At 71.2% G+C, this 24,563-nt stretch carries 22 protein-coding genes; 12 read left to right on the top strand and 10 right to left on the bottom strand.

All coding sequences use genetic code 11. From position 1 onward, the window contains the following. Positions 1 to 32: 32 nt before the first annotated feature. The 8 genes from ACIBO2_RS31565 to ACIBO2_RS31530 all read left to right on the top strand — a co-directional run bounded on the left by ACIBO2_RS31565 (position 33) and on the right by ACIBO2_RS31530 (position 9,392). Entirely contained in the window at positions 33 to 923 is an 891-nt protein-coding gene (locus tag ACIBO2_RS31565; protein ID WP_358549461.1) for an amidohydrolase family protein, read from the top strand. Continuing rightward, on the top strand, positions 920 to 2,464 hold the full coding sequence (locus ACIBO2_RS31560; RefSeq protein WP_358549458.1) for a class I adenylate-forming enzyme family protein: 1,545 nt from the start codon (positions 920 to 922) through the stop codon (positions 2,462 to 2,464). Before ACIBO2_RS31565 ends, ACIBO2_RS31560 begins: the two co-directional genes overlap by 4 nt. After that, on the top strand, positions 2,461 to 3,885 hold the full coding sequence (locus ACIBO2_RS31555; RefSeq protein ID WP_397301508.1) for a gamma-aminobutyraldehyde dehydrogenase: 1,425 nt from the start codon (positions 2,461 to 2,463) through the stop codon (positions 3,883 to 3,885). Before ACIBO2_RS31560 ends, ACIBO2_RS31555 begins: the two co-directional genes overlap by 4 nt. A gap of 75 nt (positions 3,886 to 3,960) precedes the next feature. Further along, entirely contained in the window at positions 3,961 to 5,496 is a 1,536-nt protein-coding gene (locus ACIBO2_RS31550; protein ID WP_397301506.1) for an ABC transporter substrate-binding protein, read from the top strand. A gap of 2 nt (positions 5,497 to 5,498) precedes the next feature. Next, the gene (locus tag ACIBO2_RS31545) at positions 5,499 to 6,446 is read left to right on the top strand and encodes an ABC transporter permease (RefSeq protein WP_358549785.1); all 948 of its coding nucleotides are present in this window, start codon (positions 5,499 to 5,501) and stop codon (positions 6,444 to 6,446) included. Beyond that, the gene (locus tag ACIBO2_RS31540) at positions 6,443 to 7,294 is read left to right on the top strand and encodes an ABC transporter permease (RefSeq protein ID WP_358549450.1); all 852 of its coding nucleotides are present in this window, start codon (positions 6,443 to 6,445) and stop codon (positions 7,292 to 7,294) included. Before ACIBO2_RS31545 ends, ACIBO2_RS31540 begins: the two co-directional genes overlap by 4 nt. Next, positions 7,198 to 8,349 (top strand): ABC transporter ATP-binding protein, encoded by a 1,152-nt coding sequence (locus ACIBO2_RS31535; protein WP_397301503.1) that lies wholly within the window; start codon positions 7,198 to 7,200, stop codon positions 8,347 to 8,349. Before ACIBO2_RS31540 ends, ACIBO2_RS31535 begins: the two co-directional genes overlap by 97 nt. Further along, a complete protein-coding gene (locus ACIBO2_RS31530; RefSeq protein ID WP_397301501.1) occupies positions 8,346 to 9,392 on the top strand; it encodes an oligopeptide/dipeptide ABC transporter ATP-binding protein in 1,047 nt (348 codons plus the stop codon). Before ACIBO2_RS31535 ends, ACIBO2_RS31530 begins: the two co-directional genes overlap by 4 nt. A 91-nt stretch (positions 9,393 to 9,483) precedes the next feature. Here ACIBO2_RS31530 and ACIBO2_RS31525 read toward each other — a convergent pair whose 3' ends face one another. Then, positions 9,484 to 10,149 carry a DJ-1/PfpI family protein gene (locus ACIBO2_RS31525; RefSeq protein WP_397301498.1) on the bottom strand — a complete coding sequence of 222 codons (666 nt, stop codon included), beginning with the start codon at positions 10,147 to 10,149 and terminating at the stop codon, positions 9,484 to 9,486. A 68-nt stretch (positions 10,150 to 10,217) separates the two neighbouring features. On the opposite strand from ACIBO2_RS31525, the gene ACIBO2_RS31520 reads away from it, so the two are divergent. Next, entirely contained in the window at positions 10,218 to 11,834 is a 1,617-nt protein-coding gene (locus tag ACIBO2_RS31520; RefSeq protein ID WP_397301496.1) for a GMC family oxidoreductase, read from the top strand. Positions 11,835 to 11,857: 23 nt separating this feature from the next. Here ACIBO2_RS31520 and ACIBO2_RS31515 read toward each other — a convergent pair whose 3' ends face one another. The 5 genes from ACIBO2_RS31515 to ACIBO2_RS31495 form a co-directional block, all read right to left on the bottom strand. Next, complete coding sequence (locus tag ACIBO2_RS31515) at positions 11,858 to 12,280, bottom strand: thioesterase family protein (protein ID WP_358549437.1); 423 nt, start codon at positions 12,278 to 12,280, stop codon at positions 11,858 to 11,860. Next, positions 12,273 to 12,842, bottom strand: a complete 570-nt coding sequence (locus ACIBO2_RS31510) for a TetR/AcrR family transcriptional regulator (RefSeq protein WP_358549435.1) — start codon at positions 12,840 to 12,842, stop codon at positions 12,273 to 12,275. Before ACIBO2_RS31510 ends, ACIBO2_RS31515 begins: the two co-directional genes overlap by 8 nt. Positions 12,843 to 12,925: 83 nt before the next feature. Continuing rightward, positions 12,926 to 14,653, bottom strand: coding sequence for an ABC transporter ATP-binding protein (locus ACIBO2_RS31505; protein ID WP_397301493.1), 1,728 nt, complete (start codon positions 14,651 to 14,653; stop codon positions 12,926 to 12,928). Next, a complete protein-coding gene (locus ACIBO2_RS31500) occupies positions 14,650 to 16,173 on the bottom strand; it encodes an ABC transporter transmembrane domain-containing protein (protein WP_397301490.1) in 1,524 nt (507 codons plus the stop codon). The genes ACIBO2_RS31505 and ACIBO2_RS31500 overlap by 4 nt, the downstream gene beginning before the upstream one ends. Positions 16,174 to 16,383: 210 nt before the next feature. After that, positions 16,384 to 17,016, bottom strand: coding sequence for a hypothetical protein (locus tag ACIBO2_RS31495; RefSeq protein ID WP_397301488.1), 633 nt, complete (start codon positions 17,014 to 17,016; stop codon positions 16,384 to 16,386). Between the two features lie 490 nt (positions 17,017 to 17,506). Here ACIBO2_RS31495 and ACIBO2_RS31490 point away from each other — a divergent pair, with 490 nt between their 5' ends. The 3 genes from ACIBO2_RS31490 to ACIBO2_RS31480 all read left to right on the top strand — a co-directional run bounded on the left by ACIBO2_RS31490 (position 17,507) and on the right by ACIBO2_RS31480 (position 21,092). Beyond that, positions 17,507 to 18,502: an Lrp/AsnC family transcriptional regulator gene (locus ACIBO2_RS31490; protein ID WP_397301485.1), complete on the top strand. Its 996-nt coding sequence runs from the start codon at positions 17,507 to 17,509 to the stop codon at positions 18,500 to 18,502. 161 nt (positions 18,503 to 18,663) lie between these two features. Further along, the gene (locus ACIBO2_RS31485; RefSeq protein WP_358549422.1) at positions 18,664 to 19,869 is read left to right on the top strand and encodes an NAD(P)/FAD-dependent oxidoreductase; all 1,206 of its coding nucleotides are present in this window, start codon (positions 18,664 to 18,666) and stop codon (positions 19,867 to 19,869) included. A 545-nt stretch (positions 19,870 to 20,414) separates the two neighbouring features. Further along, complete coding sequence (locus tag ACIBO2_RS31480; RefSeq protein ID WP_397301482.1) at positions 20,415 to 21,092, top strand: SDR family NAD(P)-dependent oxidoreductase; 678 nt, start codon at positions 20,415 to 20,417, stop codon at positions 21,090 to 21,092. 27 nt (positions 21,093 to 21,119) lie between these two features. Here the strand turns inward: ACIBO2_RS31480 and ACIBO2_RS31475 are convergent, their stop codons facing one another. The 4 genes from ACIBO2_RS31475 to ACIBO2_RS31460 all read right to left on the bottom strand — a co-directional run bounded on the left by ACIBO2_RS31475 (position 21,120) and on the right by ACIBO2_RS31460 (position 24,502). Next, complete coding sequence (locus ACIBO2_RS31475; RefSeq protein WP_358549418.1) at positions 21,120 to 21,590, bottom strand: pyridoxamine 5'-phosphate oxidase family protein; 471 nt, start codon at positions 21,588 to 21,590, stop codon at positions 21,120 to 21,122. Between the two features lie 133 nt (positions 21,591 to 21,723). Then, positions 21,724 to 22,491 (bottom strand): ATP-binding cassette domain-containing protein, encoded by a 768-nt coding sequence (locus tag ACIBO2_RS31470; protein WP_358549415.1) that lies wholly within the window; start codon positions 22,489 to 22,491, stop codon positions 21,724 to 21,726. Then, positions 22,488 to 23,522, bottom strand: a complete 1,035-nt coding sequence (locus ACIBO2_RS31465) for an ABC transporter permease (RefSeq protein ID WP_358549412.1) — start codon at positions 23,520 to 23,522, stop codon at positions 22,488 to 22,490. Before ACIBO2_RS31465 ends, ACIBO2_RS31470 begins: the two co-directional genes overlap by 4 nt. After that, positions 23,519 to 24,502, bottom strand: a complete 984-nt coding sequence (locus tag ACIBO2_RS31460) for a sugar ABC transporter substrate-binding protein (protein WP_358549410.1) — start codon at positions 24,500 to 24,502, stop codon at positions 23,519 to 23,521. Before ACIBO2_RS31460 ends, ACIBO2_RS31465 begins: the two co-directional genes overlap by 4 nt. Positions 24,503 to 24,563: the final 61 nt, after the last annotated feature.

Below are 24,563 nucleotides of genomic sequence, written 5' to 3'. Positions count from 1 at the left end.
GACCCCGCCGCACCCCTCAGGAGGAACACCACATGGATCTGACCGGCCCGCCGACTTCGACGATCATCGACTTCCGCGTACGGGTGCCCAGCGCCGCCCGCCCCCCGCTGTCGGCCGGCGGCGAGGTCTACACCCAGTACGAGGCGGTCCTGGACATCGGCGACGGCTGGCACAAGGGCATGGACGACCTGCTCGCCGAATTGGACGAGGCCGGGGTCGGGCACGCCGTGCTGCACGCGGAGTACGAGCACGGCGACTACGCCGACGCCCTCAACGAGGAGGTGGCCGAGCAGGTACGGCTGCGGCCCGACCGCTTCTCCGGCTTCGGGACGGTGACGCTGGACCCATTGTCGATCATGCGCGCCGTACGCCAGGTCGAGCGGGTGGCCGCGCTGGGACTTTCCGGGATCAACGTGCAGCCGTCCTTCTTCGGCCACGCGATCGACGACCGGCAGCTGTACCCGCTCTACGCCAAGGCCATCGAGCTGGGGCTGGCGATCGCCATTCACACGGGCGTCAACTACTCGCGCCGCCACCCGATCGAGGCCGAACGCCCCATCCGCCTGGACCAGGTGGCCTGCGACTTCCCCGAGGCGACGCTCATCGCCTGCCACGGGGCGTGGCCGTGGGTGCCGGAGATCGTGGCCGTGGCGCGGCGTCACCCCAACGTGCTCGTCGACTTCGGCGGCCTGGCCCCCAAGTATCTCGGCGTGCCGGGATCGGGCTGGGAGACGATGCTGCGCTTCATGGACCGGGTCCTGCGCGACCAGGTGCTCTTCGCCACCGACTGGCCGGTCTTCCCGCACCTGCGGGCGCTGCGCGAGTGGCATGGCCTCGGCCTGCGGACCGAGACGCTGGACGCGCTGCTGCACGGCAACGCCAGGCGGCTGCTGTCGCCGGCCCATGAGACGGTGCCGGTATGAGCCTCCCGCAGCTGGCGCGCATCACCGACTACGTCACCCACTGGGCCACCCATCGTCCGGCCCGGGAGGCGCTCGTCGGCCACAGCGGCCGCTGGACGTATGAGCGGCTGCGCGCGGACGTCGACCGGTGCGCGGCCGCGCTGCTGGCCGCCGGCGTGCGGCACGGCGACCGGGTGGCGCTGCTCGGCCACCCGCGGCCGGAATGCTTCGTGGTCTTCCTGGCCACGGCGAGCATCGGCGGCATCTGGGTGGGGCTGAACCCCAAGTACACCCTCGCCGAGCTGTCCCACGTGGTCGCCGACAGCGAGCCGGCGCTGCTGTTCGGCATGCTCGACGACGCCACCCAGCCCGAGACGCTGAACGCGCTGCGCTGCCTGGCGCCGATGCGCGTGGTGACCAGCGGCCGCGCGGTGGACGGGCTGTCACTGTCCTACGAGGACTTCCTCGACGCCGCGCAGCCGGGAGAGCACCTGGCCAGCGCCCGCGAGCAGGTCCGGCCGCTGGACCCGGCGGCGATGATCTACACCTCGGGCAGCACCGGCAGGCCCAAGGGCGCGCTCGTCCCGCACCGGGGGCTGGCCCACTGCGGCGTGGTGCAGGCCGGACGGTGGTACGGCCAGGCGCCCCGCAAGCTGTGCGACCTGCCGCTCAACCACATCGGCGGTCTCGGCGACATCAGCACCTCCATCCTCACCGCCGGCGGCACGGTGGTGTACATGCCGCGCTTCGATCCGGCCGGCGCCCTGCGCCTGGTGGAGAGCGAGCGCCTGACGCACCTGTACTGCATTCCGACGCAGCTGCTGGCGATGGTGGGGACGCCGGAGTGGTCGCAGTGCGACCTCGGCTCGCTGGAGTACATCGTGTGGGGCGGGGCCGCCGCGCCCCACAGCCTGCTGCGGACGCTGGCCAAGACGGGCGCGCACCTGGCCACCAGCTACAGCCTCACCGAGTCGACCGGTTCGGTGACCTACACCGGCCCGGACGACCCGCTGGAGGTGCTGGCCTGGAGCGTGGGCCGGGTGGATCCGCACTACGAGGTCACCCTGCGCGCTCCCGACGGCGACGGCGCGGCGGGCGAGTTGCTCATCCGGGGCGACTTCATCACTCGCGGCTACTGGCGCGCTCCGGAGGCGACCAGGGCGGCGATCGACGATGAGGGCTGGCTGCACACCGGCGACCTGGCCGTACAGGAACCGGGCGGCCACATCCGCCTGGTCGGAAGGCTCAAGGAGATGTTCAAGTCGGGCGGCTACAACGTCTACCCGCGCGAGATCGAGGCCGCGATCGAGGAGCATCCGGCCGTCGCGCTGGCCGCCGTGGTCGGGGTGCCCGACGAGCGCTGGGGCGAGGTCGGGCACGCGTTCGTCGTGGCGGCCGGGCCGGTGACGGCGGGTGAGCTGCGCGAGTACGCGCGGGCGCGGCTGGCCAACTACAAGGTGCCGAAGGTGTTCCGGCTGGCGGCCGAGCTGCCGAAGCTGCCCATCGGCAAGATCGACAAAGTGGAGCTGCGGCGGCGCGCCGGTTTGGAGAGCGAGACATGACCGTTCTGCGGAACTTCATCGACGGCGAGTTCACCGAACCGCTCGCCGCCGCGACGATGCCCGTGCTCGATCCGGCGACGGGCGAGACGATCGCGCAGGCCCCCCGATCCGGGCCCGAGGACGTCGACCGGGCGGTGGCGGCGGCCAAGGCGGCCTTTCCCGGCTGGGCCGAGACCACCCCGGGACAACGCGCGCTCGCGCTGCTCAAGCTGGCGGACGCGATCGAGGAGCACGCCGCGGAACTGGCCGGGCTGGAGTCCGCGAACGCCGGCAAACCCCTGCACGTGGTCGCGAGCGATGAGATCGGCGCCATGGCCGACAACCTGCGCTTCTTCGCCGGCGCCGCCCGCTGCCTGGAGGGCAAGGCGGCCGGCGAGTACGTGGCCGGCTACACCTCGATGATCCGCCGCGAGCCCGTGGGCGTGGTCGGCCAGATCACGCCGTGGAACTACCCGATGATGATGGCCGTGTGGAAGATCGGCCCCGCTCTGGCCGCGGGCTGCACAAGCGTGCTCAAGCCCGCGCCGACGACCCCGCTGACCACGCTCAAGCTCGCCGAACTGGCCGCCGGCATCTTCCCGCCCGGCGTCCTCAACGTCGTGGCCGGCGGCAACGAGCCCGGCGCGGCGCTGGTCGAACACCCGGACGTCGAGCTCGTCTCCCTCACCGGGTCGGTCGAGACCGGCAGATGGGTGGCCGAGCACGCGGCCCGCACCCTCAAGCGCACCCATCTCGAACTCGGCGGCAAAGCGCCGGTCGTGGTGTTCGACGACGCCGACCTGGAGGCGGCACTGGAGATCATCTCCGGCGCCGGGTTCTACAACGCGGGGCAGGACTGCACGGCGGCCACCCGGGTGCTGGCCGCCCCCCGCGTGTACGACGACCTCGTCGCCGGCCTGGCCGCCAAGGCCGGGCAACGGGTGATGGGCGACATGAGTGATCCGCGGACGACCCTCGGCCCGGTCAACAGCCTGCGCCAGCGCGAGCGGGTGGCCGGTTTCCTGGAGCGGCGGCCCGGCCACGCCGAGGTCGTCACCGGGGGGCGGGCGGCCGAGCGGCCCGGGTTCTTCTTCGAGCCGACGGTCGTGGCCGGGCTGCGGCAGGACGACGAGCTGGTGCAGCGGGAGATCTTCGGCCCGGTCATCACCGTCCAGCGTTTCGGCGCGGAGGAGGAGGCGATCAGGCTGGCCAACGGCACGCCGTACGGCCTGGCCTCCTCGGTCTGGACGCGCGACATCGGGCGGGCGCTGCGCGTGTCGAAGGCGCTGCGCTTCGGCTGCGTGTGGATCAACGACCACGTACCGCTCGCCTCGGAGATGCCGCACGGCGGCTTCAAGCAGTCAGGTCACGGCAAGGACCTGTCGGCGTACTCGCTGGAGGACTACACCCTGGTCAAGCACGTGATGGCCAGCCTGCGCTGAGCGCCGGCCCCTCGACCTCAGGAGTGCCGTACCTCCCCCACCTAATCTATCGATCGTTCGAAATGGTGAGTGCCCATGATGCGAAGGAAAGCGGTGGGATGCGTCCTGCTGGTGATGGCCCTGCTGGCCGCGGCCTGCGGTAACGAACCTACTGAAAAGGGCGCCTCCCGCGACGCCGGGATGCCCAAACGCGGCGGCAGCCTCACGATCCTGCGCGCCGCCGACATCGACGGCTTCGATCCCGACAAGGCCATCCAGCTGGCCACGTTCCAGACCCTGCCGCAGGTGATGGAGGGCCTGGTCCGCTACGCGCCCGACGGCACGTCGATCGAACCCGGCCTGGCCGAAAGCTGGAAGCTCGACACCAAGGCCAAGACCATCACCTTCACACTGCGCCCCGGCCTGACCTTCAGCGACGGCCGGCCGCTGACCTCGCAGGACGCCGCGTTCTCCGTCGAGCTGTGGCGCAAAGGACTGTCCCTCGGCACCCTGTACGCGGCCATCACCGGCACCGCCACCCCCGACCCGCGCACCCTGGTCATCAAGATGAGCAAGGCCAGCACCTTCACCCTCACCTGGCTCAGCAACGGCTCCTCGGTCATCGTGCCCAAGGACTTCGGCGGCATGAACCGCAAGGACTTCTTCACCAAGCCGATCGGCGCCGGCCCCTTCGTCGTGACCTCCTACCGGCCGGGCCAGCAGCTCATCCTCCAACGCAACCCGCGCTACCACGACCCCGCCCGCCCGTACCTGGACCGCCTCACCTACGACGTCGTCGCCGACCCCAACCAGCAGATGCTGCGCTACCAGAGCCGCCAGGCCGACGCCATCGAGGCCGTGCCGCTCGACCTGGCCGCGCAGATCCCCCGCGAGGAGCAGGTCGTCGTCCACCCCTCGGCCACCATCCACGGCATCTTCGTCAACGCCGCCCGCCAACCCGGCAACGACCTGCACTTCCGGCGCGCGGTCAGCCTGGCGATCGACCGCACCCGCTACATCCAGGCCGTCTTCGGCGGCCTGGCCGCACCGGCCACCGGCGGGCTGCCACCGCGCGTCCAGGGCTCGGTCGGCTGCGGCTGCACCTACGAGAGCGGCCTGGACAAGGCCAAGCGGGAGCTGGCCCAATCCTCCTACCGGCCAGGAACGAAGGTGGAGCTGGTCGTCGACGCCACCACACCCTTCTCCACCCGCGCCGGCGAGACCGCCGCCGCCCTGCTGCGCGCCGCCGGCATCGAGGTCGACCTGCAGAAACTCGAGGTGCAGGTGCTCGTCGACCGGCAGGCCAAGGGCGCCTACGACCTGTCGCTGGGCGAGGTCGGCAGCGTCTCACCGACCGTCGGCGACATCTTCGGCCTCATCGTGGCCACGGGCGGGCTGTACTCCGGCCTGCCGATGAAGACCATCTCCGACGCCTTCACCCGCCTGGAGGTCGCGCGGACCGACCAGGAACGGGCCGAGGCCGTACGCGTGGCCGAGACCTGGATCCATGACAACCTGCCCTACATCCCGACCGCCTTCCCCGACCGCCTCTTCGCCGTCTCCCCCAAGGTGAAGGGGCTCAAGGTCACGCCCTTCCTGTCCTATCCGGCCGACCTGCTCTGGGCGGCGTGAGCATGCCGGCCGGACGCTCGCGCTTCGTGACGGGCAGGCTGGTGCAGGTGCTGCCGGTGCTGATCGCCCTGCTGCTCATCGTCGTCCTGCTCCAGCAGCTGATGCCCGGCGATCCCGCGCGCGTCATCGCCGGACCCCGGGCCGGCGCGGAACAGGTGGAGCGGGTACGCCACGACCTCGGACTCGACCAGTCGATCCTGGGCCAGTTCTGGACCTACCTGACACACCTGGCGAACGGGGACCTGGGCCGGTCCAACCGTACCGGGATCCCCATCTCCACCATCGTGGGCGAGCGGACCGCCGTGACGGCGTGGCTGCTGGCCGGCGGCCTGGTCGTGAGCACGCTGCTGGCGGCGCCCGCCGCGCTGGTGATGGCGCTGCGCCCGCGCTCGGCGGCGGCACGGCTGTGCGCGCGCTCGCTCACGGTCATCCTGAACTGCCCGCCCTTCTGGGTCGGGCTGATGCTGGCCTCGGTGCTGGCGCTGCGGACCGGCTGGCTGCCCGTCGGCGGCTTCGGAGAGAGCACCGGCGAGCGGCTGCGTTCGATGATCCTGCCCTGCCTGACGATCGGGCTGGCGGCGATGCCGCTGCTGGCCCGCAGCGGCGCCGCGAGCCTGCGCCAGGTGCTGGCCGCCGACCACGTCACCACCGCCCGGTCGCTGGGCCTGTCCGGATGGCCGCTGGTACGGCGCCACCTGCTGCGCAACGCCCTGCCACCGGCCGTCACCCTGCTGGCCGTCCAGGCGGCCGCGCTGCTGTTCGGCGCGGTCATCGTCGAGCAGACCTTCGGCCTGCCGGGGCTGGGGGCGGAGATGGTCAACGCCGCGAGCCAGCGCGACTTCCCCGTCGTCCAGGCCCTCACGCTGATCTTCGGCGCGGCCATCATCGGCATCAACCTGCTCGCCGACCTGGCGGTGGCCCTGCTCGATCCGAGGACGACATGGCGATGACCACCACTCCCCCGCCACTCCTGGACAGCACCGTGGCGTCGCGGGCCCGCCGCGCGTTCGGCTGGACGCGGTCGGCGGCCGTCGCCCTGACCGCGCTCACGGTCCTGGCCGCCCTCCTGGCACCGGTCCTGGCACCGGCCGACCCGGCCCAGCTGACGCTCGACCAGCTCCGGCCGCCGAGCGCCGCCCATCTGCTCGGCACCGACGCGCTCGGCCGGGACGTGCTGTCGCGCCTGCTGTTCGCCCTGCGTACCGACCTGCTGCTGATGGTGTTCGCCGCGGGCCTGCCGATGCTCCTGGGCACACTGATCGGCGCGGTGGCCGGCTACCGTGGCGGCCTCCTGGACGCCGCGCTGCGCTGGGCGGCCGACATCTTCCAGGCGCTGCCGGTGTACGTGCTGCTGATCGCCTTCGTGTTCGTGCTGGGGCCGGGCACCTCCTCACTGCTGGTGGCCTTCAGCGTGCTGGGCTGGGTCGTGTACGCGCGGCTCATCCGCACCGAGGTCCGCCGCGTACGCGAACGCGACTACGTCTCGGCCGGCTACCTGCTCGGCCTCTCCCACACCGCGGTGCTGTTTCGGCACGTGCTGCCGAACGCGCTGCGCCAGTCGCTGGTCTACCTGGCCACCGACATGGGGATGGCGCTGCAGGGCATCGCGGTCCTGTCGTTCTTCGGGCTCGGCGTCAAAGCGGGCACACCCGAGCTCGGCGCCATGGTCGCGGAGGCTCAGGTGTTCCTGCGCAGCCACTGGTGGCTGGCGGCCTTCCCGGGCCTGACGATCGTGGTCATCGGATCGAGCATCGCGGCCCTCGGCGACCGGCTGGGCGATCGAGGGGAGGCCGGATAACGTCGTACCCGCTGCTCGAAGTCGACGGGCTGCGCGTCGCCCCCCAAGGGGGCGGCGCCCTACTCGACGGCGTCTGTTTCGCGGTCGCGGCCGGGCAGTGCCTCGGCATCGTCGGCGAGTCGGGGTGCGGCAAGTCGCTCACCCTGCGCGCCACGATGGGACTGCTGCCCGCGGGCGTCGAACTGTCAGGGGGTGAGATACGCCTGAGCCACCAGGCCGATGCCGCCCCCACCGCCGTCCCCGCAGGCCAGGCGGCGGGACGCGGACTGGCGATGGTCTTCCAGGACTCCCACGCCTCGCTCGATCCCACCATGCGCGTCGGAGCCTTCGTCGCCGACATCGTCCGCCGCCGCACCGGCGCCTCGCGTGCCGCCGCCAGGAGGCGGGCCGTGCAACTGCTGGCCGCGGTCGGCGTACCCGACCCCGGCCTGCGCTTCCACGCCTACCCGCACGAGCTCAGCGGCGGCACGCGTCAGCGCGTCGCCATCGCGCTGGCCCTCGCCACCGACCCCCGGGTGCTGCTGTGCGACGAACCGACCACAGCGCTGGACGTCACACTGCAGGCCGAGATCCTGCGGCTGCTCGACGCGGCACGCGCCGAACGGGGACTCGGCATGGTCTTCGTCAGCCATGACATCGCGGTGATCCGGCAGATCGCGGACGTGGTCGCGGTCATGTACGCCGGGCAGATCATCGAGGCCGGACCCGTGGCCGACGTACTCGACCGGCCCCGCCACCCCTACACCCGGGCCCTGATCGAGGCCGTCCCCACGCTTGAGGGGCCCATCGGCCGCTTCCGCCCGATCGCGGGCGCGCCGCCCGCCCCGGCCGACTACAGCCCGGCCTGCCGCTTCCGGGATCGCTGCGCCCACCAGGTCGCGGCCTGCTCGGGCGTCGTCCCCGGCATCGACGCGCTCGCCATCGAGCACCGCTCGTCTTGCATCCGCTCCTCCTGCACCGGCTCCTCCCGCATCCCCTCCTCCCGCATCCCCTCCTCCCGCGACCCCTCCTCCCGCGACCCCTCGTCCTGCGACCACGAGCCGGAGGCCACATGAGCGCGTTGATCCAAGTCCACAGCCTGGTCGTGGAGCACCCGGTGCGTGCCGGGTTCCTGCGGCGGCGCCGCCTGCGCGCGGTCGACGGGGTGGACCTGGAGCTGGGGCGGGGCGAGATCCTGGGGCTGGTGGGCGAGAGCGGATGCGGCAAGTCCACCCTCGCCCGCGCGATCGTCGGCCTGACCCCGCCGACGGCTGGAGGCGTGCTGCTGGACGGTGTGCCCGTACCCGGGCGACGCCCGCCGGGCATGCGCCGCCGGATACAGATGATCTACCAGGATCCGGGCTCCTCACTCGACCCCCGCCGCACGGTCGCGCAGACGCTCGCCGAACCGCTGCGCCGCACCGTCCCCGCCGAGAAGATCGCGCACCGGGCGCGCGAGCTGCTGGAGATGGTCGGGCTGGGCCAGCGGCAGGCACACGCGCTCCCGCGTGAGCTGTCCGGTGGTCAGCGCCAGCGCGTCGCGATCGCGCGTGCCCTGGCCGTCGAGCCGGAGGTGCTGGTCGCCGACGAGGCCGTGGCCGCGCTCGACGCCTCGGTGGCCGGCGCCGTGCTCAACCTGCTGAGCGACCTGCGCGAGCGGCTCGGCCTGTCGGTGCTGTTCATCTCGCACGACCTGGCGACCGTACGGGGGCTGTGCGATCGGGTCGCCGTCATGTACCTGGGATCCATCGTGGAGGAGGGGCCCGTCGCGCGGGTCTTCGCCCGGCCGGGGCATCCGTACACCCGCGTGCTGCTCGACGCGGTCCCCTCCCGCGACCGGCGCCGCTCCGGCGCCACGGCTCCGGCGCATGGAGGGCCCGGAAGGGTTGAGGACCTCGGGGACCTCGGAGGGCTCGGAGGGCTCGGGGAGCTCGGGGAGCTCGGGGAGCTAAGGGGGATCGCGGGCGAGCCGCCGAGCCCCCTGCACGTCCCGCCCGGCTGCCGGTTCCACCCGCGCTGCCCGCGGGCGGCGGCGGTGTGCGGCACGTCGGAGCCGTCCGAGGAGCGGCGGGACGGGCAGCGGGTCTGGTGCCACTTCGCCTGGCGCCACGAGTACTGAGCGGTTCACCGATCCCAGGAGCGACGCTACGGGCTCTGAGCGGATCGCCGGACCCAGAACAGGCCGTAGCGGCGCTCCATCGGGAGTGACGCTACGCACTCCGGGCGCTTCGCCGATCCCAGGACGGGCCGTAGTGCCGCTCCATGTTGTCGAGCATGAACCGGACCACATCGGCCGGGGCCTTGCCCACCGAGCCCGCGTCGTGCGGGGGCTGGGGGTCGTACTCGATCCCCAGCTGTACGGCCTGGGCGTAGGCCGGCCCCGCCAGCCGGTCACAGAGCAGCAGCGCCATATCGATGCCGGAGGACACGCCCGCGGCCGTCATGATCTTCCCGTCCTCCACGACCCGCCGCGACACCGGTTCGGCGCCGAAGCAGCGCAGGCTCTCCAGCTCGTACCAGTGGGAGGTGGCCTGACGTCCCTGGAGCAGGCCGGCGGCCCCGAGCAGCAGCGAGCCGGTGCACACCGACGTCGTCCAGGTGCTCGTCTCATGCGCCCGGCGCAGCCAGCTCAGGATCATCTCCTCGGCCAGCAGCCCCTGAGTGGTGCTGCCACCGGCGACCACGACGATGTCCGGCCGCTCCATGCTCTCCAGCGGGTCGGCCACCAGCCCGAAGCCCGGCTGATCGGCGGCGCACATCCCCGGCGTGCCCGACACGAAGCGCACCCGCGGATCGGGCAGGCGCCGCAGCACCTCGAACGGCCCTGTGGCGTCGAGGGAGGTGAAACCTTCATAGATGAGGATGGCCACGTCCACGTTCTCTTCCCTGCTCTCGTCACGTCCGGCACGATTGATTTTATCGACCGATCGATTAAACTCGCTCCATGGTAAGCGTTGGAAGCGACAGAGACCAGCGCGTTCGCGCGGACATCGCCGTCCTCGGCGGCGGCACCGCCGGCGCGCTCGTCGCCGGGCGCCTGATCGAGAACACCTCCCTGTCCGTGGTGGTCGTGGAGGCCGGACCCGACTACGGGCCGCACGCCGCCGGACGGTGGCCGCACGAACTGCTCAACAGCTCCACGCTGCCGCAAACGCACGACTGGGGATACCGGGGCCCCGGCGCCGCTCCCGGGCACGACCTGCCGCTCGACCGAGCCCGCGTCATCGGCGGCTGCTCCTCCCACAACGGCTGCTCCCAGACCGTCGGCCACGCCGCCGACTACCGGACATGGGGCCCGTCCTGGACCGACGCGTCGCTCACCGAGGTGATGCGCCAGGCGGCTGCCAGACTGCGCGTCCGCCGGGACACAGGCGACGACCTCACCCCGTTCCAGGCGGCGGCGATGGAGGCCATGATCCTTTGTGGCGTACCGCGCACGGATGACCTGGACGACCTCTTCGGCGGCGCCGGCTGCGGACCTTCACCGGTCAACAACCCTGACGGCGTCCGCTGGAACAGCGCCTTCGCCTACCTGGACCCCGTACGCGACCGCCCGGAGCCGGGGCGGAGCGATCGGCGGCTGCGCGTGCTGGACCACGCGCTGGTCGACCGCCTCGAACTGCACGGCTCGGTGGTCCACCGCGCACACGTGCGGCGCGGGCAGGAGCGCCTGACCGTGGAGGCCGGCCGCTTCATCCTGTGCGGCGGCGCCTACGGCAGCCCCGAGGTACTGCTGCGCAGCGGCATCGGACCGGCCGACGAGCTGACGGCGCTCGGCGTGGCACCCCGCCTCGACCTGCCCGGCGTCGGCCGCAACCTGCACGACCACCCCACCCTGGAGCTGCGCTTCGCCGCGAGCGAGGAACTGGTACGACGGCTCGCCGACTACGAACGCGGGCGGCCGGTCCCGGACGAGCAGGTCATCGGAAAGGCCCTGTCGGCCGGCGGCCGCGCACCCTACGACCTGCATCTCCTCCCGTGGACCGGCAAAGAGCCCGGAGGCTGGACCTGCGTGCTGCCCGCCGCGTGTCTCACGCCGCGATCCCGGGGCACGCTGCGGCTGACCTCACCCGACCCCGCCGCCAGACCCCTCATCGACCACGCGTACCTGACGGACCCCGGCGGGAGCGACCTTGAGGTGCTGCGGTACGGCATCGACCTGTGCCGACGCATGGCCACCTCACCGGCGCTGGCCCCTGCCCTGGGGCAGCCTCTCGACGAGTTCACCGCGGCCTGGCTGGAGGAGTTCGCCGAGGATCCGCGCGACGGCCCCGCTGCGGATCCGTCCCGCGACGACCCCGCAGGTCCGTCCCGCGGCAAGCTCACGGGCCCGCCAGAGGCAGCGATGCGCGCCGCCGCCGCTCATTACTGGCACCCCGTGGGCACCTGCGCGATCGGCACGGACCCGGCCGCGGGAGCCGTCGTCGACGCCACCGGGCGGCTGTACGGCAGCGACAACCTCTGGGTCATCGACGCCTCGATCATCCCGGTGATCCCCCGGGCCACGACCAACCTCCCGGTCCTCGCCCTCGCCGAACACCTTGTCCGCGCCCTGCTCTGAGACTCTGCCGGGGCCGGCCCGGCTCAGGAGGGCTTGCCCTTGGCCAGGGCACGCGCCGTGAACCGCTCGGCGTCGATGATCACCCGCTCGTGCGTACCCTCACCGATGACGTCCACCCCGTCACCGGCCGCCACCTCGAACCGCAGCCGCCGCCCCTCCACCGACACCAGCCGCACCCGGCAGGTCACCGTCATCCCCGCCGGCGTGGGCGCCTGGTGGGTGATGTCGACGCGCGTGCCGACCGTCTGCTCACGCGGCCAGTCCAGGTACGGCAGGACCGCCCGTACACACGTCCACTCCAGCAGCCCCACCAGGAACCCGGTGGCGAACACCGGCGGCATCACCCCGAACTCCGCCGACTCCGGATACAGCCCCGCCACGATCTTGCTCTCCGGCACCAGGAACGCGAACTCGTGCTCCAGCCCCGCGACCAGCCCTTCAGCCATGTACTCCACCGATCATCCGGGCGGCCGCGGCCTTGGCCCGCAGCATCGCCGACCGATCCCCATCCACCACGACCCGGGCATTGGCCCCGTCGATGAGCAGCAAAAACGCATAACCCAGCCCGTCAGGGTCGGCCAGCCCGGCCTGCTCGGCCAGCTCGGTCAACCGCTGCCGCAACCACCCCTTGTACGCGGAGATCACCTTGCGCGCCGGATGGTCCGGATCGGGCAGCTCCACCGCGGCGTTGGTGAACGGGCACCCGCGAAACCCCTCGCTGCCATGCCCCCGCGCCAGCCAGTCGAAGACCGCCAGCAGCCGCTCCTCGGCCGACCCGCCGCCGTCGAGAAGGAACTCGGTCAGCTCCGCCTGCCGTACGGCCCGCCGCCACTCCAGCACGGCGGCCACCAGGTTCTCCTTCGACCCGAACTGGGCGTACAGGGTCGGCTTGGACACCCCGGCCCGCTCCACCAGAGCGTCGACGCCGGTGGCCCGGATCCCCTCGGCGTAGAAGACCTCGGTCGCCACCTCCAGCAACCGCCGCCCACCCGGGCTGTACTTCTCCACCACGCCATACTGACAGGTCTGTAAACCCTGGACAACCGCCTGCGCCGACACGACCGTCCGTGGACGGCCGATCAGTGGTTCCCCTAAGGGCGTGAGCCGTGCCAGGACCTCCATAACGCCTCATAAACCCCACCGGCCGCAACCAGCTCATCATGCGCGCCGACCTCCACCACGCGCCCGCCCTCCATCACCACCACCCGATCCGCATCCCGCGCCGTATGCAGCCGGTGCGCGATCGCGATCACCGTACGTCCCTCCAGCACCGCCGCCAGCGACCGTTCGGCGCGCCGGGCCGTACGCGGGTCGAGCATGGCGGTGGCCTCGTCGAGGATGACCGTGTGCGGGTCGGCCAGGATGACCCGGGCCAGGGCGAGCTGCTGCACACGGTCGGGGCCGAGTTCGGAACCGACCGTGTGCGAACCGAGTTCGTCGTCCAGCGAGGCGACCCAGTCGGCGCCGACCGCCGCCAGGGCCTTCTCCAGCTGGTCGTCGTCGGCCGTGGGATCGGCCAGGCGGAGATTGTCGCGGACGGTGCCGAGGAACAGATGCTGCTCCTGGGTGACCAGCACGACATGCTCGCGGAGCTGGGCGGGAGGCAGGTCGGCGACGGGGACCGAGCCGACGGCGACCATGCCCAGGCGGGGGCGGTCGATGCCGGCCAGCAGCTTGCCGAGCGTGGACTTGCCGGCTCCCGAAGGGCCGACGATGGCCAGGCGCTCGCCGGGCCATACGGTCAGGTCCACTCCGGTGACGACGTCGTCGGTGGATTCGTAGGCGAAGTGCACACCGGTCGCCACGATGTGGCCGTCCCTGGGTTCCGCAGCGGCCACAGCGGTCTGCGTCGCCGCGCTCTGGAGGCCTTCGATCCGGGCGAAGGAGGCGCCGCTGCTTTGCAGCTGTTCCATCCAGATGAGGATGGTTTCGATGGGCTGCTGGAGCTGGCGAAGGTAAAGCACGCACGAGACCACGGCGCCGAGGGTGACCCGGCCGCCGTCCAGCAGCACCCCGCCGAGCAGCAGGACCAGGACCGGCGGGAGGAGCGCCGAGACCTCCACCGACGGCCAGAGGACACCGCGCAGGAAGAGGGTTCTGAGCTGGGCGACCCGGCCGCGCTCGATCACCCGCTCAGCGGCGCGGGTGCGCCGGTCCTGGAGGCCGAGGGCTTGGATGGTACGGGCGCCGGCGGCGTTGGCGGCCAGGTGTTCGGCCAGTTCCGAGCGGGCGGCGCCCTCCTCCAGGTAGGCGGCGCGAGCGCGGCGCAGATACCAGCGGGAGGCGGCGGCGATGCCGGCGAGCGCGAGCAGACCACAGGCTCCCAGCAGCGGGTCGACCAGGAAGACGGCCGCGACGAGGAAGAGCGCCTGCAGGGCGGAGATCAGTACGGCGGGGGCGGCGTCGCGCAGGGTGCGCCCGACCACGCCGACGTCCGTGGTACCGCGGGCGGTCAGGTCTCCGGTGCGGATGTGCTCGACCGTGGCGGCCGGCAGGGCGAGCACGCGATCGAGGAACTCCTGGCGGATGTGTTCCTGGGTACGCTCGCTGAAGCAAGTGCCGATCTTCTCGGCGTATCGGGACAGGATGAGCTGCAGTAGCGCCCCGCCCACGGCCATCGCGGCAAGCAGGTCGATCGTGCCGCCGGCGGAGATGGTGTCGATGATGCGACCCAGCAGCCACGGGCTGACCAGGGCCGCGGCCGCCGCCAGGCCGTTGAGCAGGAGGGTGGCGGTGAAACCGGGGACGTCGCGGCGGATCAGGCGCAGGGCCGCCTGCCGGACGTGCTTACGATCGGCGACGGGCAGGTCGCCGATCATGACACCACCGTCCGGTACACCTCACTGGATTCCAGCAGGTCGCGGTGGGTGCCCGTCGCGGTCACCTGGCCGTCCTCGATCAGGACGACCTGATCCGCCTGGCCCAGCAGCAGCGGCGAGGTGGTGGCGACGACCGTCGTACGGCCGGCGCGCGCCCTACGAAGACGCCGCGCGAGCAGGGATTCGGTGTGCGCGTCCAGCCCCGAGGTGGGCTCCACCGCCAGCAGCACCTCGGGATCGGCCACCAGCGCCCTGGCCAGGCGTACCCGCTGGCGCTGGCCGCCCGACAGGTTGCGGCCACCGGGCTCGATCATGGACTCCAGCCCATGGCGCAGCCCGGCGACCACATCCTGCGCGGCGGCGGCGGTGACCGCGCGACGAATGGTCTCCTCGTCGGCCACGCCGCGACCCTGCAGGACCTCGCGCAGCGTGCCGGCGAACAGCGCGGCGTCGTGGTCGGCGATCAACGAGGTGCCGTCGAACCCGCCGAGGCTCTCCAGCAGCGCCACGCTCTCCTCGGGGCGGGCGCTGACCAGCCCCACAAAGCCTCCCGGCGTGACCTCCAGCCCGAGGGAGCGGGGCCGGTCACCGGGCCGCAGCGCGAGGAAGCCGACGACCTGCCGGGCCGAGACCAGGCCGTGGCTGATCTGGAAGCTGCCCTCAATGAAGAAGGACACCGGAACCACCAGCATGGCGATATATCCGTAGACGCCAACCAGCTCGCCCACCGTGATCGTGCCTTCCGCGGCCAGCCTGGCACCCAGCCAGGTCACCGCGGCCAGGAACAGCGCGGGCAGCCCAGCGCCCAGCGCGCCGATCCAGCTCGTCAGCGACGCCACCCGGTAACCCTGCTCACGCAGGCGCGCCGAGTCGGCGAGGTAACGCTCGGCGTAGGCGCCCTTGCCGCCGAACGCGTTGAGCACCCGCAGCCCCTCGATCAGGTCCACCAGCCGGGTGGTCAGCCTGCCCTGGCTCTCACGGTAGCCGTTCTGCACCTTCATCAGCCGCCCGAGCAGCGGCCCGAGCACGAGCGCCAGCACCGGCACGCCGAGCAGCACCACCACGGCCAGCACCACGGAGACCCGCAGCAACAGCGCCGCCACCACCCCGTAGCTGATCACCGCGCCCACCCCGGGACCTGTCACCGTCAACGACGCGGCGATCGTGACGACGTCGCCGATGCCGATCGTGACGACCTCGCCTGCCGAGGTGCGCTTGTTCAGGTCCGCGCCCAGAGTGTTGATCTGCTCCACCAGGGCGCGCACCGTGCGGAAGTTGGCGTCCATCCGGATCTTGGTCATCGTGCGGTGCCGCATCATCGCCAGCCAGGCGTTGACCAGGCCGGCGCCGAGCAGCGCCAGCACCCAGCCGGGCGCCAGGTTGTCGTCGATCGCCCTGGACAGCAGGTACGGCGGGAGCGTGAGGCCTACCATCCACAGGGTGCCCAGCATCGCGCCCAGCGCGACCCGGCCCTTCTGCGCCCAGGCCAGCCGGCACAGATACCAAGCCGCCGCCCTCATGGCGATCACGCTAGACCATGGCTTTACCTTTGCCCCGAAGGGGTTACTCGAAGCGGCCGACCCAGGTGACCGGCCCCGGCTCCGAACGCTGACCTGGCGCTCCGGTGAACGAACACAGTGGTGACGCCGGAGCGGGAGGTCACCTCCAGCCAGGCGGCGGAGTGGTCGGTCAGCGGCGGCGGGTGGCCCAGCCGGGTGTAGCGAGTGGCGCTAGCGCACCCAGCCGGTGTAGCGTCGGCCGCCCTTCGGCTCCTCGCGCCATCCGGAACGGCGCCCTCCACCATCGGGTTCGAGTGCGGCCGTGACCGCCCGGACGAGCCAGGCGTTGACGGAGAGTCCTTCGCGACCGGCCGCCTCCTCGATGCGCGGCTTGAGGTGCTCGGGGACACGCAGCGAGATCCGTGACGTGCCGCCGTCCTCACTCTCCTGCGGCACCCCCACACCGGCCGGCGCCCCAGCCTCCGAAGCCCTCCGGGCTCCTGGAACGCCCGATTCCCCTGGAGCGCCCGCGCCGCCCGAAGCCGTCCGCCGCCGACCACCCGCCACACCGGGCAACGCGTCAAAACCGCCCTCGCCCCCGTCCTCGAACGGGCGGTCCGTAGGCGGCGGCGTCACGACGAAGGAGGGGTCGCGCCCGCGCAACCGTACGTCGACCGAGCCCGGTGCGAGCTCCCGGGTGATCTCATCGGCGGCGGCGGACAACGCCTCCAGCAGAACAAGCCGCGTCGCCGACTCCAACGGCAAGGTGAGACGCTCGGCGAGGGCGCGCGCGTCATCGCCACCCGCCTCGGCGGCGACCGCGAGTTCGCGGCGCAGATTGTCGACGTACGGCGCGAGATCCATGACATCACTATGACGCCATAAAGGCGCCATGACAACCCGCGTCGCCAGCCGGAAGCGCTGCTCACCTTTGACGCCACCGCCCGTGGACGGCCCCCGCAATCGCTCCAGCCGGATCTCTCGGGTACGGGACACGACCTCACAACTGGCCGCGAATATAGCAGGACGATCACGCGTCGACGGCGGCGCGCGAGGTGGTGTCCCATCCAGTGGTGGATCAACGATCTCGTTGTGCGTTTCCTACGTGGGCGAACAGAGCCGAGCGAATGTGGAGCTACACCACTCCGCGGGACGTCATCCCGCGCCGCCCGCCGAGCTGCCGTCCCGGCGGCGACAGCGGCATGACATGCCGCTCAGGCAGCGCGGCTTGTCGCTCGGACGGGGCGACGAGCCACTCAGGCAGAGCGAGCCGTCTCTCGGGCTCCGGCCGTCGATCCCACCACCCGCGCGGCGATCATCATGCCGTCAACCGGCGCCGGAATACCGTACCCAGATGGAAACCGTCACCCTGGACCCCCTGGACCGCTGCCTGGCACACGCGCTCCAGATCGACGGCCGAGCGCCCTTCAGCAAGATCGGCGAAGTGCTCGGCGTCTCCGAGAACACCATCGCCCGCCGATACCGGCGGTTGCGTTCGGCCGGGATACTCCGCGTCGTCGGCGTGGTCGACGGGCTCCGGCTCGATCATGTCTCTTGGGCGATTCGGCTGCGCTGCACACCAGACGCCGCGAGCGCGGTCGCCACCGCCCTGGCACGCCGCAGTGACACCGCTTGGGTGAGTCTGCTCTCCGGCGGTACCGAGATCGCCTGCGGCACACTGGCCCGGACGCCGGCCGAACGCGACGCCTTCCTGCTGGAGAAACTTCCCCGCAGCCGGCAAGTGGTGGGCGTCACCGCGCACCGCATGCTGCACCGGTTCGCGGGCGGCCCGGCAGGCTGGGCGGGCCTGCGAGCGCTGTCCACCGAGCAAGCAGCCGAACTCCTCGTCGATCCGGTCGCGCATGAGGAAACCGCCTCCCCCATCGACGAAACCCTCCAGCTCGACGAGGCGGACCACGCACTGCTGGAGACCCTGTCGAAGGACGGGCGGACCACCCATACCGACCTGGCCGCGATCACCGGCTGGTCGGAGTCGACCGTACGACGGCGCATGGCACACTTGCGGCAAACCGGGATCCTCTACTTCGACGTCGACATCCCACCCGAACCCCTCGGCTTCCACGCCGAAGCATGGCTGTGGATGTCCGTGAAGCCCGCCAAGCTCGCCGCCGTGGGCGAAGCCCTGGCCCAGCACCCGGAGGTCACGGTCGCCGCCGCCACCACGGGTCCGGCCAACCTCTTCGCCGGCGTCACCTGCCGCAACTCCCGCGACCTGTATCGGTATCTGACCGAGCGCATCGGATCCTTGAAGGCCGTACGGCATGTGGAGACGGCGCCCCTGATCCGGACCGTCAAGCGAGCAGGCGCCATCCTGCCCGGCTTCCACTAGGAGGGGCCCGGTGTTCAGGAGCGGCCCGACCTGAGACCGTTCGCCGGATTCCGGCTGACCGCCTGCCCCTCATGCCGGAAACCGCCGCGTCGCAGCACCTGGATCGCCTTCGCCCCCGTCCGACGCCGACAGTTGCCGACGACCAGAAGGGAATCACCACCATGCATGTGATCGTCATCGGCGCCGGACTCGGCGGCCTGTGCCTGGCCCAACGACTGCGCCGACTCGGCATCAGCGTTTCCGTACACGAGCGGGACACCACGCCGGTCTTCCGCCACCAGGGCTACCGCCTCCACATCAACGCCGACGGCCGGCACGCCCTCGAACGCGCCCTCCCGCCACGACTTTGGCGACTCTTCCTGGCCACGACGGGGACGCCCGGCCCCCGCTCGGTATTCCTCGACGAACAACTCCTTCCGCGATGGACGGCAGAGGCGGACGCCGGACCCGCGCCCCTGGCGGCCGACCGGCTGACCCTGCGTCAGATACTGCTGTCCGGACTGGAAGACGTCGTCACCTACGGCAAGACCTGCACCGGCTTCCAAACCACCCCCACCGACGACAGCCACATAACCGCCCACTTCGCCGACGGCAGCACCGCGACCGGCGACGTACTGGTAGCCGCCGACGGCGTGAACTCCGTCATCCGCCGCCAGCGCCTCCCCCACGCCCGCGTCATCGACACCGGCCTGCGCCAGCTCTACGGCAGGATCCCCTTGACCGCCCAGACCAGAACCCTGTTCAGCGACGACATGTTCAACGTCTTCACCGCGATCGTCGGCCCCGGCAGCGCCTTCGTCGGCGTGGCTCCAGTGGAGTTCCCGGAGCCGATGGACCAGGCCGTCGCCCGGCACGCCCCCGACGTCCAGCTCCACGACGTACGGGACTACATGGACGTACGGGACTACATGACCGTCAGCTTCGGAATCCGCCGCGAGCACCTACCCCGCACCGACGACGAACTCCACCGGATGACCGGCGCCGAACTCCGCGCGATGGTGCTGGAGCTGATCGACGGCTGGCATCCCCGCGTCCAGCGCATCGTGCGGGAGTGGGATCCGGCCAGCATCTTCCCCGCCGTCCTGCGTACCAGCGTCCCCATCGAGCCATGGCCCACCAGCGCCGTCACCCTGCTCGGTGACGCCATCCACGCGATGAGCCCGGCCGGTGGGGTGGGCGCCAACACCGCGCTGCGCGACGCGGCCACGCTGGCGGACGCACTGAACGAGGCGGCACACGGACGCCCGCTGGTCGCGGCACTGCGCGAATACGAAACCGCGATGACCGGCTACGGGTTCGCCGCAGTACGCGCCTCCGCCGACAACGGCCACCGCTTCCTCGGCCAGAACCCGCTCCCCACCGCATGAACCCCCGAGCCACCGCCCCTACGAAGACCCGGTGCGGAGGCCCCGTTGGTGCTGACTCGGACGCCTGAGAGCCGGCAACCCGCCGGCCCTGGCAGCAGGGCAATCCGCCGGTAAGCGGCGAAAGGCCCGGTCCACCGCTTCCTCCCATCGGGGGCGGTGACCGGTTCGTCGCCCGATGTGGTGGGTGGGGAGCAGCAGGCTGAGTCGGTCTCCTTGGTCAGGGTGTCGGCGTTGCCCTTGCGCCTCGTGAACTGGCAGGCGCCGCGGGCGTTGACCGGCGTCCGGCACCATCGGCCTGTCTGCGAACGAGGTGGACGTTGGACGGACACTGGCGCCGACCTGGCCGGCCCGCACCCCGACAATCTCCTGGAAGACTCCCCGGTCGTAAGATCAACAACCCCATGCCCTCCGGCCCTGCCCCGTCGGGGACAGCCGTGCGCCGGATGCTAGCTTGACCCTTCGTGTCTGACTATCTTCGTAATCTTTTCTCCCTGGACGGTCGGCGAGCCCTGGTGACCGGCGGCAGTTCAGGAATCGGTTATGCCATGGCCGAGGCGATCGGCCGCGCCGGGGCCGAAGTGGTGATCGTGGCTCGCCGGGAGGCCGAGCTCGACAAGGCCGTACACCAGCTGCGGCAGCACGGCGTGACCGCCTCCCGCATCAGCGCCGACCTCGGCGACCGCGCGGCCGTGGAGCGGGTCTGCGCCGGCGCCGGCCAGATCGACATTCTGGTCAACGATGCCGCCAACAACATCCGCAAGCCCATGGCCGAGCTCACCGACGACGACTATGAGCAGACCATCGCGGTCAACCTGACCGCCCCCTACCTGTTCGGCCAGCACTTCGGGCCGAGCATGGCCGAGCGGGGCTGGGGGCGGATCATCAATGTGGGCTCCCAGCAGACCGTCAGCGCCTTCGGCAACAGCGGTGTGTATGGTGCGGCCAAGGCCGGGATCGGCGGCCTCACGCGGTCGCAGGCCGAAGCCTGGTCAAGCCAGGGCGTATGCGTCAACACGATCATCCCCGGATTCGTGCTGACGCCGCTGACCGAGCCGGCTCAGGCCATCCCCGGCCGCGTCGAGGCGCTCGCCGCGCGCCACATGGTCGCCCGTAACGGCGTGCCAGACGATTTCGCCGGTGCCGCGGTGTTTCTGGCCGGTGACGCCTCCGCGTTTGTCACCGGCCAGATGCTGTTTGTTGACGGTGGCTTTTTCGTGCATTGAATCAGCCGAGCGCCTTTACTTTGTAGATTACTTGCGGCGGATATGTCGCACCTCCGCGCCTTCGTGCCAGGTGTCGATGACCAGTTCGTCGCCTTCGACCCGAGTCCACACCACCTCAGACAGGTCGATCCTGAACAGGTGCGAGTCGGTGCTGGGCAGGCCCGCCTCGGCCAGCACCTTCGGGTCGGTGACCTCCACCGCCCGGCCGGCCAGTTTCACGTCGCCGGCCCATGACGACGGATCCGCCTCATCAGGGTCGGGCGAGGTGACGTGGATGGCCATGCGCGAATCTCGCCGCAGGTCGAGCGCCTTGACCGCACCGGGCATGGACCCCATCCACAGCTCACCGCCGTCCAGGCGCGACTCGGTGCCGCTCACCCTGGGAGAGCCGTCCTTACGGAGCGTGGCCAGCACCTTGTGCTTGTGACGCTCCATCAACCCCCGAGCGACCGCCGCCAGCTCGGGGGCCTGGATCTCGAACTCTTTCCACGACGTCATGTGAGCATCATGAACGATGGCACCGACAGAACCCGGCCGGGAGGTACGGGCCCACCGCGTCCATGCCAACGGTCGCGGTCAAGACGTCGCGGTCAAGACGATGTTCTGACGGCTCGGCAGCACGTTCCCGCGCTCAGTCCCCGTCCGGCTCCTGGGACAGTTCGTGCGACAGCTGTTCCAGCTCCGCTCCCCCCGCCATCAGCCCCGTCAGCTCCTCCCGCGTGATGTCCCCCTTGCCGTACTCCCCCAGGCTCGTCCCTCGGTTGAGCAGCAGGAACCGGTCCCCCACCGGATAGGCGTGGTGCGGGTTGTGCGTGATGAAGACCACGCCGAGGCCCCGGTCGCGGGCCCTGGCGATGTAGCGCAGGACGACGCCCGCCTGCTTGACGCCCAGCGCCGAGGTCGGCTCGTCGAGGATGAGCACCCGGGCGCCGAAGTGGACGGCCCTGGCGATCGCCACCGACTGCCGCTCGCCGCCCGACAGCGTGCCGACGGGCTGGTCGACGTCGCGGATGTCGATGCCCATGGCCCGCAGCTCCTCGCGGGCCACCCGCCGGGCCGTGGCGACGTCGAAGGCCAGGCCCTTGCGGGGTTCGGAGCCGAGGAAGAAGTTCCGCCAGACCGACATGAGGGGGATCATCGCCAGGTCCTGGTAGACGGTGGCGATGCCGCGGTCCAGCGCCTCGCGCGGGCTGCCGAAGCGCACCTCGGCGCCGTCCACGAGGAAGGAGCCGGTGTCGTGCTGGTGCACCCCGGCGAGGATCTTGATGAGCGTCGACTTGCCGGCGCCGTTGTCGCCGAGGACGCAGGTGACCTGGCCCGCCTCGACGCTCATCGACACCTCGCGCAGCGCCAGAACCGAGCCGAAGGTCTTGCCGATGTCGCGCGTCTGGATGATCAATGTTTCACCTCCTCGGCGTAGCGCCGGACCAGGCGGTTGGCCAGCGTGGCCAGCAGGAGCATGGCGCCGAGGAAGAACTTGAACCAGTCGGCGTCCCAGCCCAGGAAGACGATGCCCTTGTCGGCCATGCCGAAGATGACCGCGCCGATGGCGGCGCCGATCGCCGAGCCGTACCCGCCCGTGAGCAGGCACCCGCCGATCACGGCGGCGATGATGTAGATGAACTCCTGCCCGATGCCGATGTTGGCCTGCACGGAGGTGTAGCGCAGGGCCAGGATCGAGCCGACGAGCCAGGCGGCGACCGCGGTGGTCATGAACAGTGCGATCTTGGTACGGGCGGCGGGCACGCCGACCGCGCGGGCGGCCTGCTCGTTGCCGCCGACCGCGAAGATCCAGTTGCCCGCCCTGGAACGCATGAGCACCCAGGTCGCCGCGGCGGTGACCAGCACCCACCACAGGATCGCCACGCGAAAGGAGGTGCCGCCGATGTCGATGGTGCCCGCGAAGATCGTCCGGGCGCTCTCGTAGCCCGCCGCCCTGCGCAGTCCGCTGACCTGTACGGTGCCGGTCAGGGCCTTGGTGACGCCCAGGTTGATGCCCTGCAGCATGAGGAACGTGCCCAGCGTCACGATGAAGCTGGGCAGCCGCGTCCTGGTGACCACCAGCCCGTTGGCCAGCCCGATGAGCAGCGCGACGACCAGTCCGACGAGCATGGCCGTCCACACGTCGAAGCCGTAGCGGGTGGCGAGCGTGACCAGGATGAGCCCGGTCGTGCCGGTCAGCACGCCGGCCGACAGGTCGAACTCGCCGCCGATCATCAGCAGCGCGATGGCGACGGCCATGATGCCGAGCGTCGCGGCCGGGTCGAGCCAGTTCGCGATGCCCGCCGGCGAGCGGAACACCGGTGACTGGGCGGCGAAGAAGGCGAACACCGCGACCAGGCCGACGACCGCCCCCAGTTCCGGGCGGATCAGCAGCCGGCGGGCCAGGCCGACGCTGCCGATCCGTTCATCGGCGGGAACAGTGGTCACCTGGTGCCCGCTTCTGCCAGTTTGGCCACCTGCTCGGCGTTGTCCTTGGTCACGAAGCCGGGGCCGGTGTTGACGGGCAGGCCGCCGCCGACGGTGTTGAGGTTGTTCTTGTACAGGTAGAGGAAGACGATCGGCAGGTAGCCCTGCAGGTACTGCTGCTGGTCCACGGCGAACAGGATCTCGCCGTCCTTGATCGCGGCGACCACGTCGCCCGACAGGTCGAACGTGCCCAGCTTGGTCTGCGTCCCGGCGTCCTTGATGGCGTCGCGGGCGGCGATGGCGACCGCCGGGTTGAGCGTGAGCACACCGTTGAGCTGCTTGTCGGACTGCAGCTTGGCGGTGACCTTGGAGGTCACGTCCGCCAGGTTGCTCACGTCGACCTGCAGCCGCTCGACCGTGCCGCCCAGCGTGGCCTCGGCGCCCTTGCACCGCTGGTCGAGGCCGACGTTGCCGGCCTCGTGGATGACGCACAGCAGCTTGGTGACGCCGGCCGCCTTGAGCTGTTCGCCCGCGCCGCGCCCGGCCACCTCCTCGGACTGCCCGACGTGGGTGATGGCGCCGAACGCCTTGGAGGAGTCGGCGCCAGAGTTGATCGTCACGACGGGGATCTTGGCGGCGACGGCCTTGCCGATGGCCTCCTTGAGGGCGTCGGGGTTGGCCATGGACACCACGACGCCGTCGACCTTCTCCGAAACCGCCTGGTCGATGAGCTGCGACTGCTTGGCCGGGTCGCCGTCGCCCTGGTAGGTGACCTTCGCGGCGTACTGCTTGCCGGCGGCCTCGGCGCCGTTCTTGACCACGTCCCAGAAGGAGTCTCCGGGTCCGGCGTGGGTGATGACGGCGAAGGTGCCACCGCTCGCCGCGGCGGGCGCGGATCCTGCGGCGGGTGCGCTGCTCTGCGCGGCGGGTTGCGGCGCAGAGGAACAGCCGCTCAACGCCAGAGCGCCCAGCAACGCCACCACGATCGGGATTCGTCTCATCCGACACCTCCAAGACCAACGGGCTCGTCCCTGGTTCTACCCCAATGTCATCTGCTTGTAT

Source organism: Nonomuraea sp. NPDC050022 (assembly GCF_044460705.1).
In the GTDB taxonomy this organism is placed as follows: Bacteria; Actinomycetota; Actinomycetes; order Streptosporangiales; family Streptosporangiaceae; genus Nonomuraea.
The sequence above is the reverse complement of the archived record's forward strand: the minus strand, read 5'-3'. Positions and strand labels throughout refer to the sequence as shown.

Coding starts and splice junctions, on each gene's coding strand:
- ACIBO2_RS31485 (WP_358549422.1), top strand. CDS start 18,664: ATGCATGTGATCGTCATCGGCGCCGGACTCGGCGGCCTGTGCCTGGCC.
- ACIBO2_RS31500 (WP_397301490.1), bottom strand. CDS start 16,173: ATGAGGGCGGCGGCTTGGTATCTGTGCCGGCTGGCCTGGGCGCAGAAG.
- ACIBO2_RS31475 (WP_358549418.1), bottom strand. CDS start 21,590: ATGACGTCGTGGAAAGAGTTCGAGATCCAGGCCCCCGAGCTGGCGGCG.
- ACIBO2_RS31545 (WP_358549785.1), top strand. CDS start 5,499: ATGCCGGCCGGACGCTCGCGCTTCGTGACGGGCAGGCTGGTGCAGGTG.
- ACIBO2_RS31555 (WP_397301508.1), top strand. CDS start 2,461: ATGACCGTTCTGCGGAACTTCATCGACGGCGAGTTCACCGAACCGCTC.
- ACIBO2_RS31480 (WP_397301482.1), top strand. CDS start 20,415: ATGGCCGAGGCGATCGGCCGCGCCGGGGCCGAAGTGGTGATCGTGGCT.
- ACIBO2_RS31540 (WP_358549450.1), top strand. CDS start 6,443: ATGACCACCACTCCCCCGCCACTCCTGGACAGCACCGTGGCGTCGCGG.
- ACIBO2_RS31495 (WP_397301488.1), bottom strand. CDS start 17,016: ATGGATCTCGCGCCGTACGTCGACAATCTGCGCCGCGAACTCGCGGTC.
- ACIBO2_RS31505 (WP_397301493.1), bottom strand. CDS start 14,653: ATGATCGGCGACCTGCCCGTCGCCGATCGTAAGCACGTCCGGCAGGCG.
- ACIBO2_RS31550 (WP_397301506.1), top strand. CDS start 3,961: ATGATGCGAAGGAAAGCGGTGGGATGCGTCCTGCTGGTGATGGCCCTG.
- ACIBO2_RS31520 (WP_397301496.1), top strand. CDS start 10,218: ATGGTAAGCGTTGGAAGCGACAGAGACCAGCGCGTTCGCGCGGACATC.
- ACIBO2_RS31515 (WP_358549437.1), bottom strand. CDS start 12,280: ATGGCTGAAGGGCTGGTCGCGGGGCTGGAGCACGAGTTCGCGTTCCTG.
- ACIBO2_RS31460 (WP_358549410.1), bottom strand. CDS start 24,502: ATGAGACGAATCCCGATCGTGGTGGCGTTGCTGGGCGCTCTGGCGTTG.
- ACIBO2_RS31565 (WP_358549461.1), top strand. CDS start 33: ATGGATCTGACCGGCCCGCCGACTTCGACGATCATCGACTTCCGCGTA.
- ACIBO2_RS31530 (WP_397301501.1), top strand. CDS start 8,346: ATGAGCGCGTTGATCCAAGTCCACAGCCTGGTCGTGGAGCACCCGGTG.
- ACIBO2_RS31560 (WP_358549458.1), top strand. CDS start 920: ATGAGCCTCCCGCAGCTGGCGCGCATCACCGACTACGTCACCCACTGG.
- ACIBO2_RS31490 (WP_397301485.1), top strand. CDS start 17,507: ATGGAAACCGTCACCCTGGACCCCCTGGACCGCTGCCTGGCACACGCG.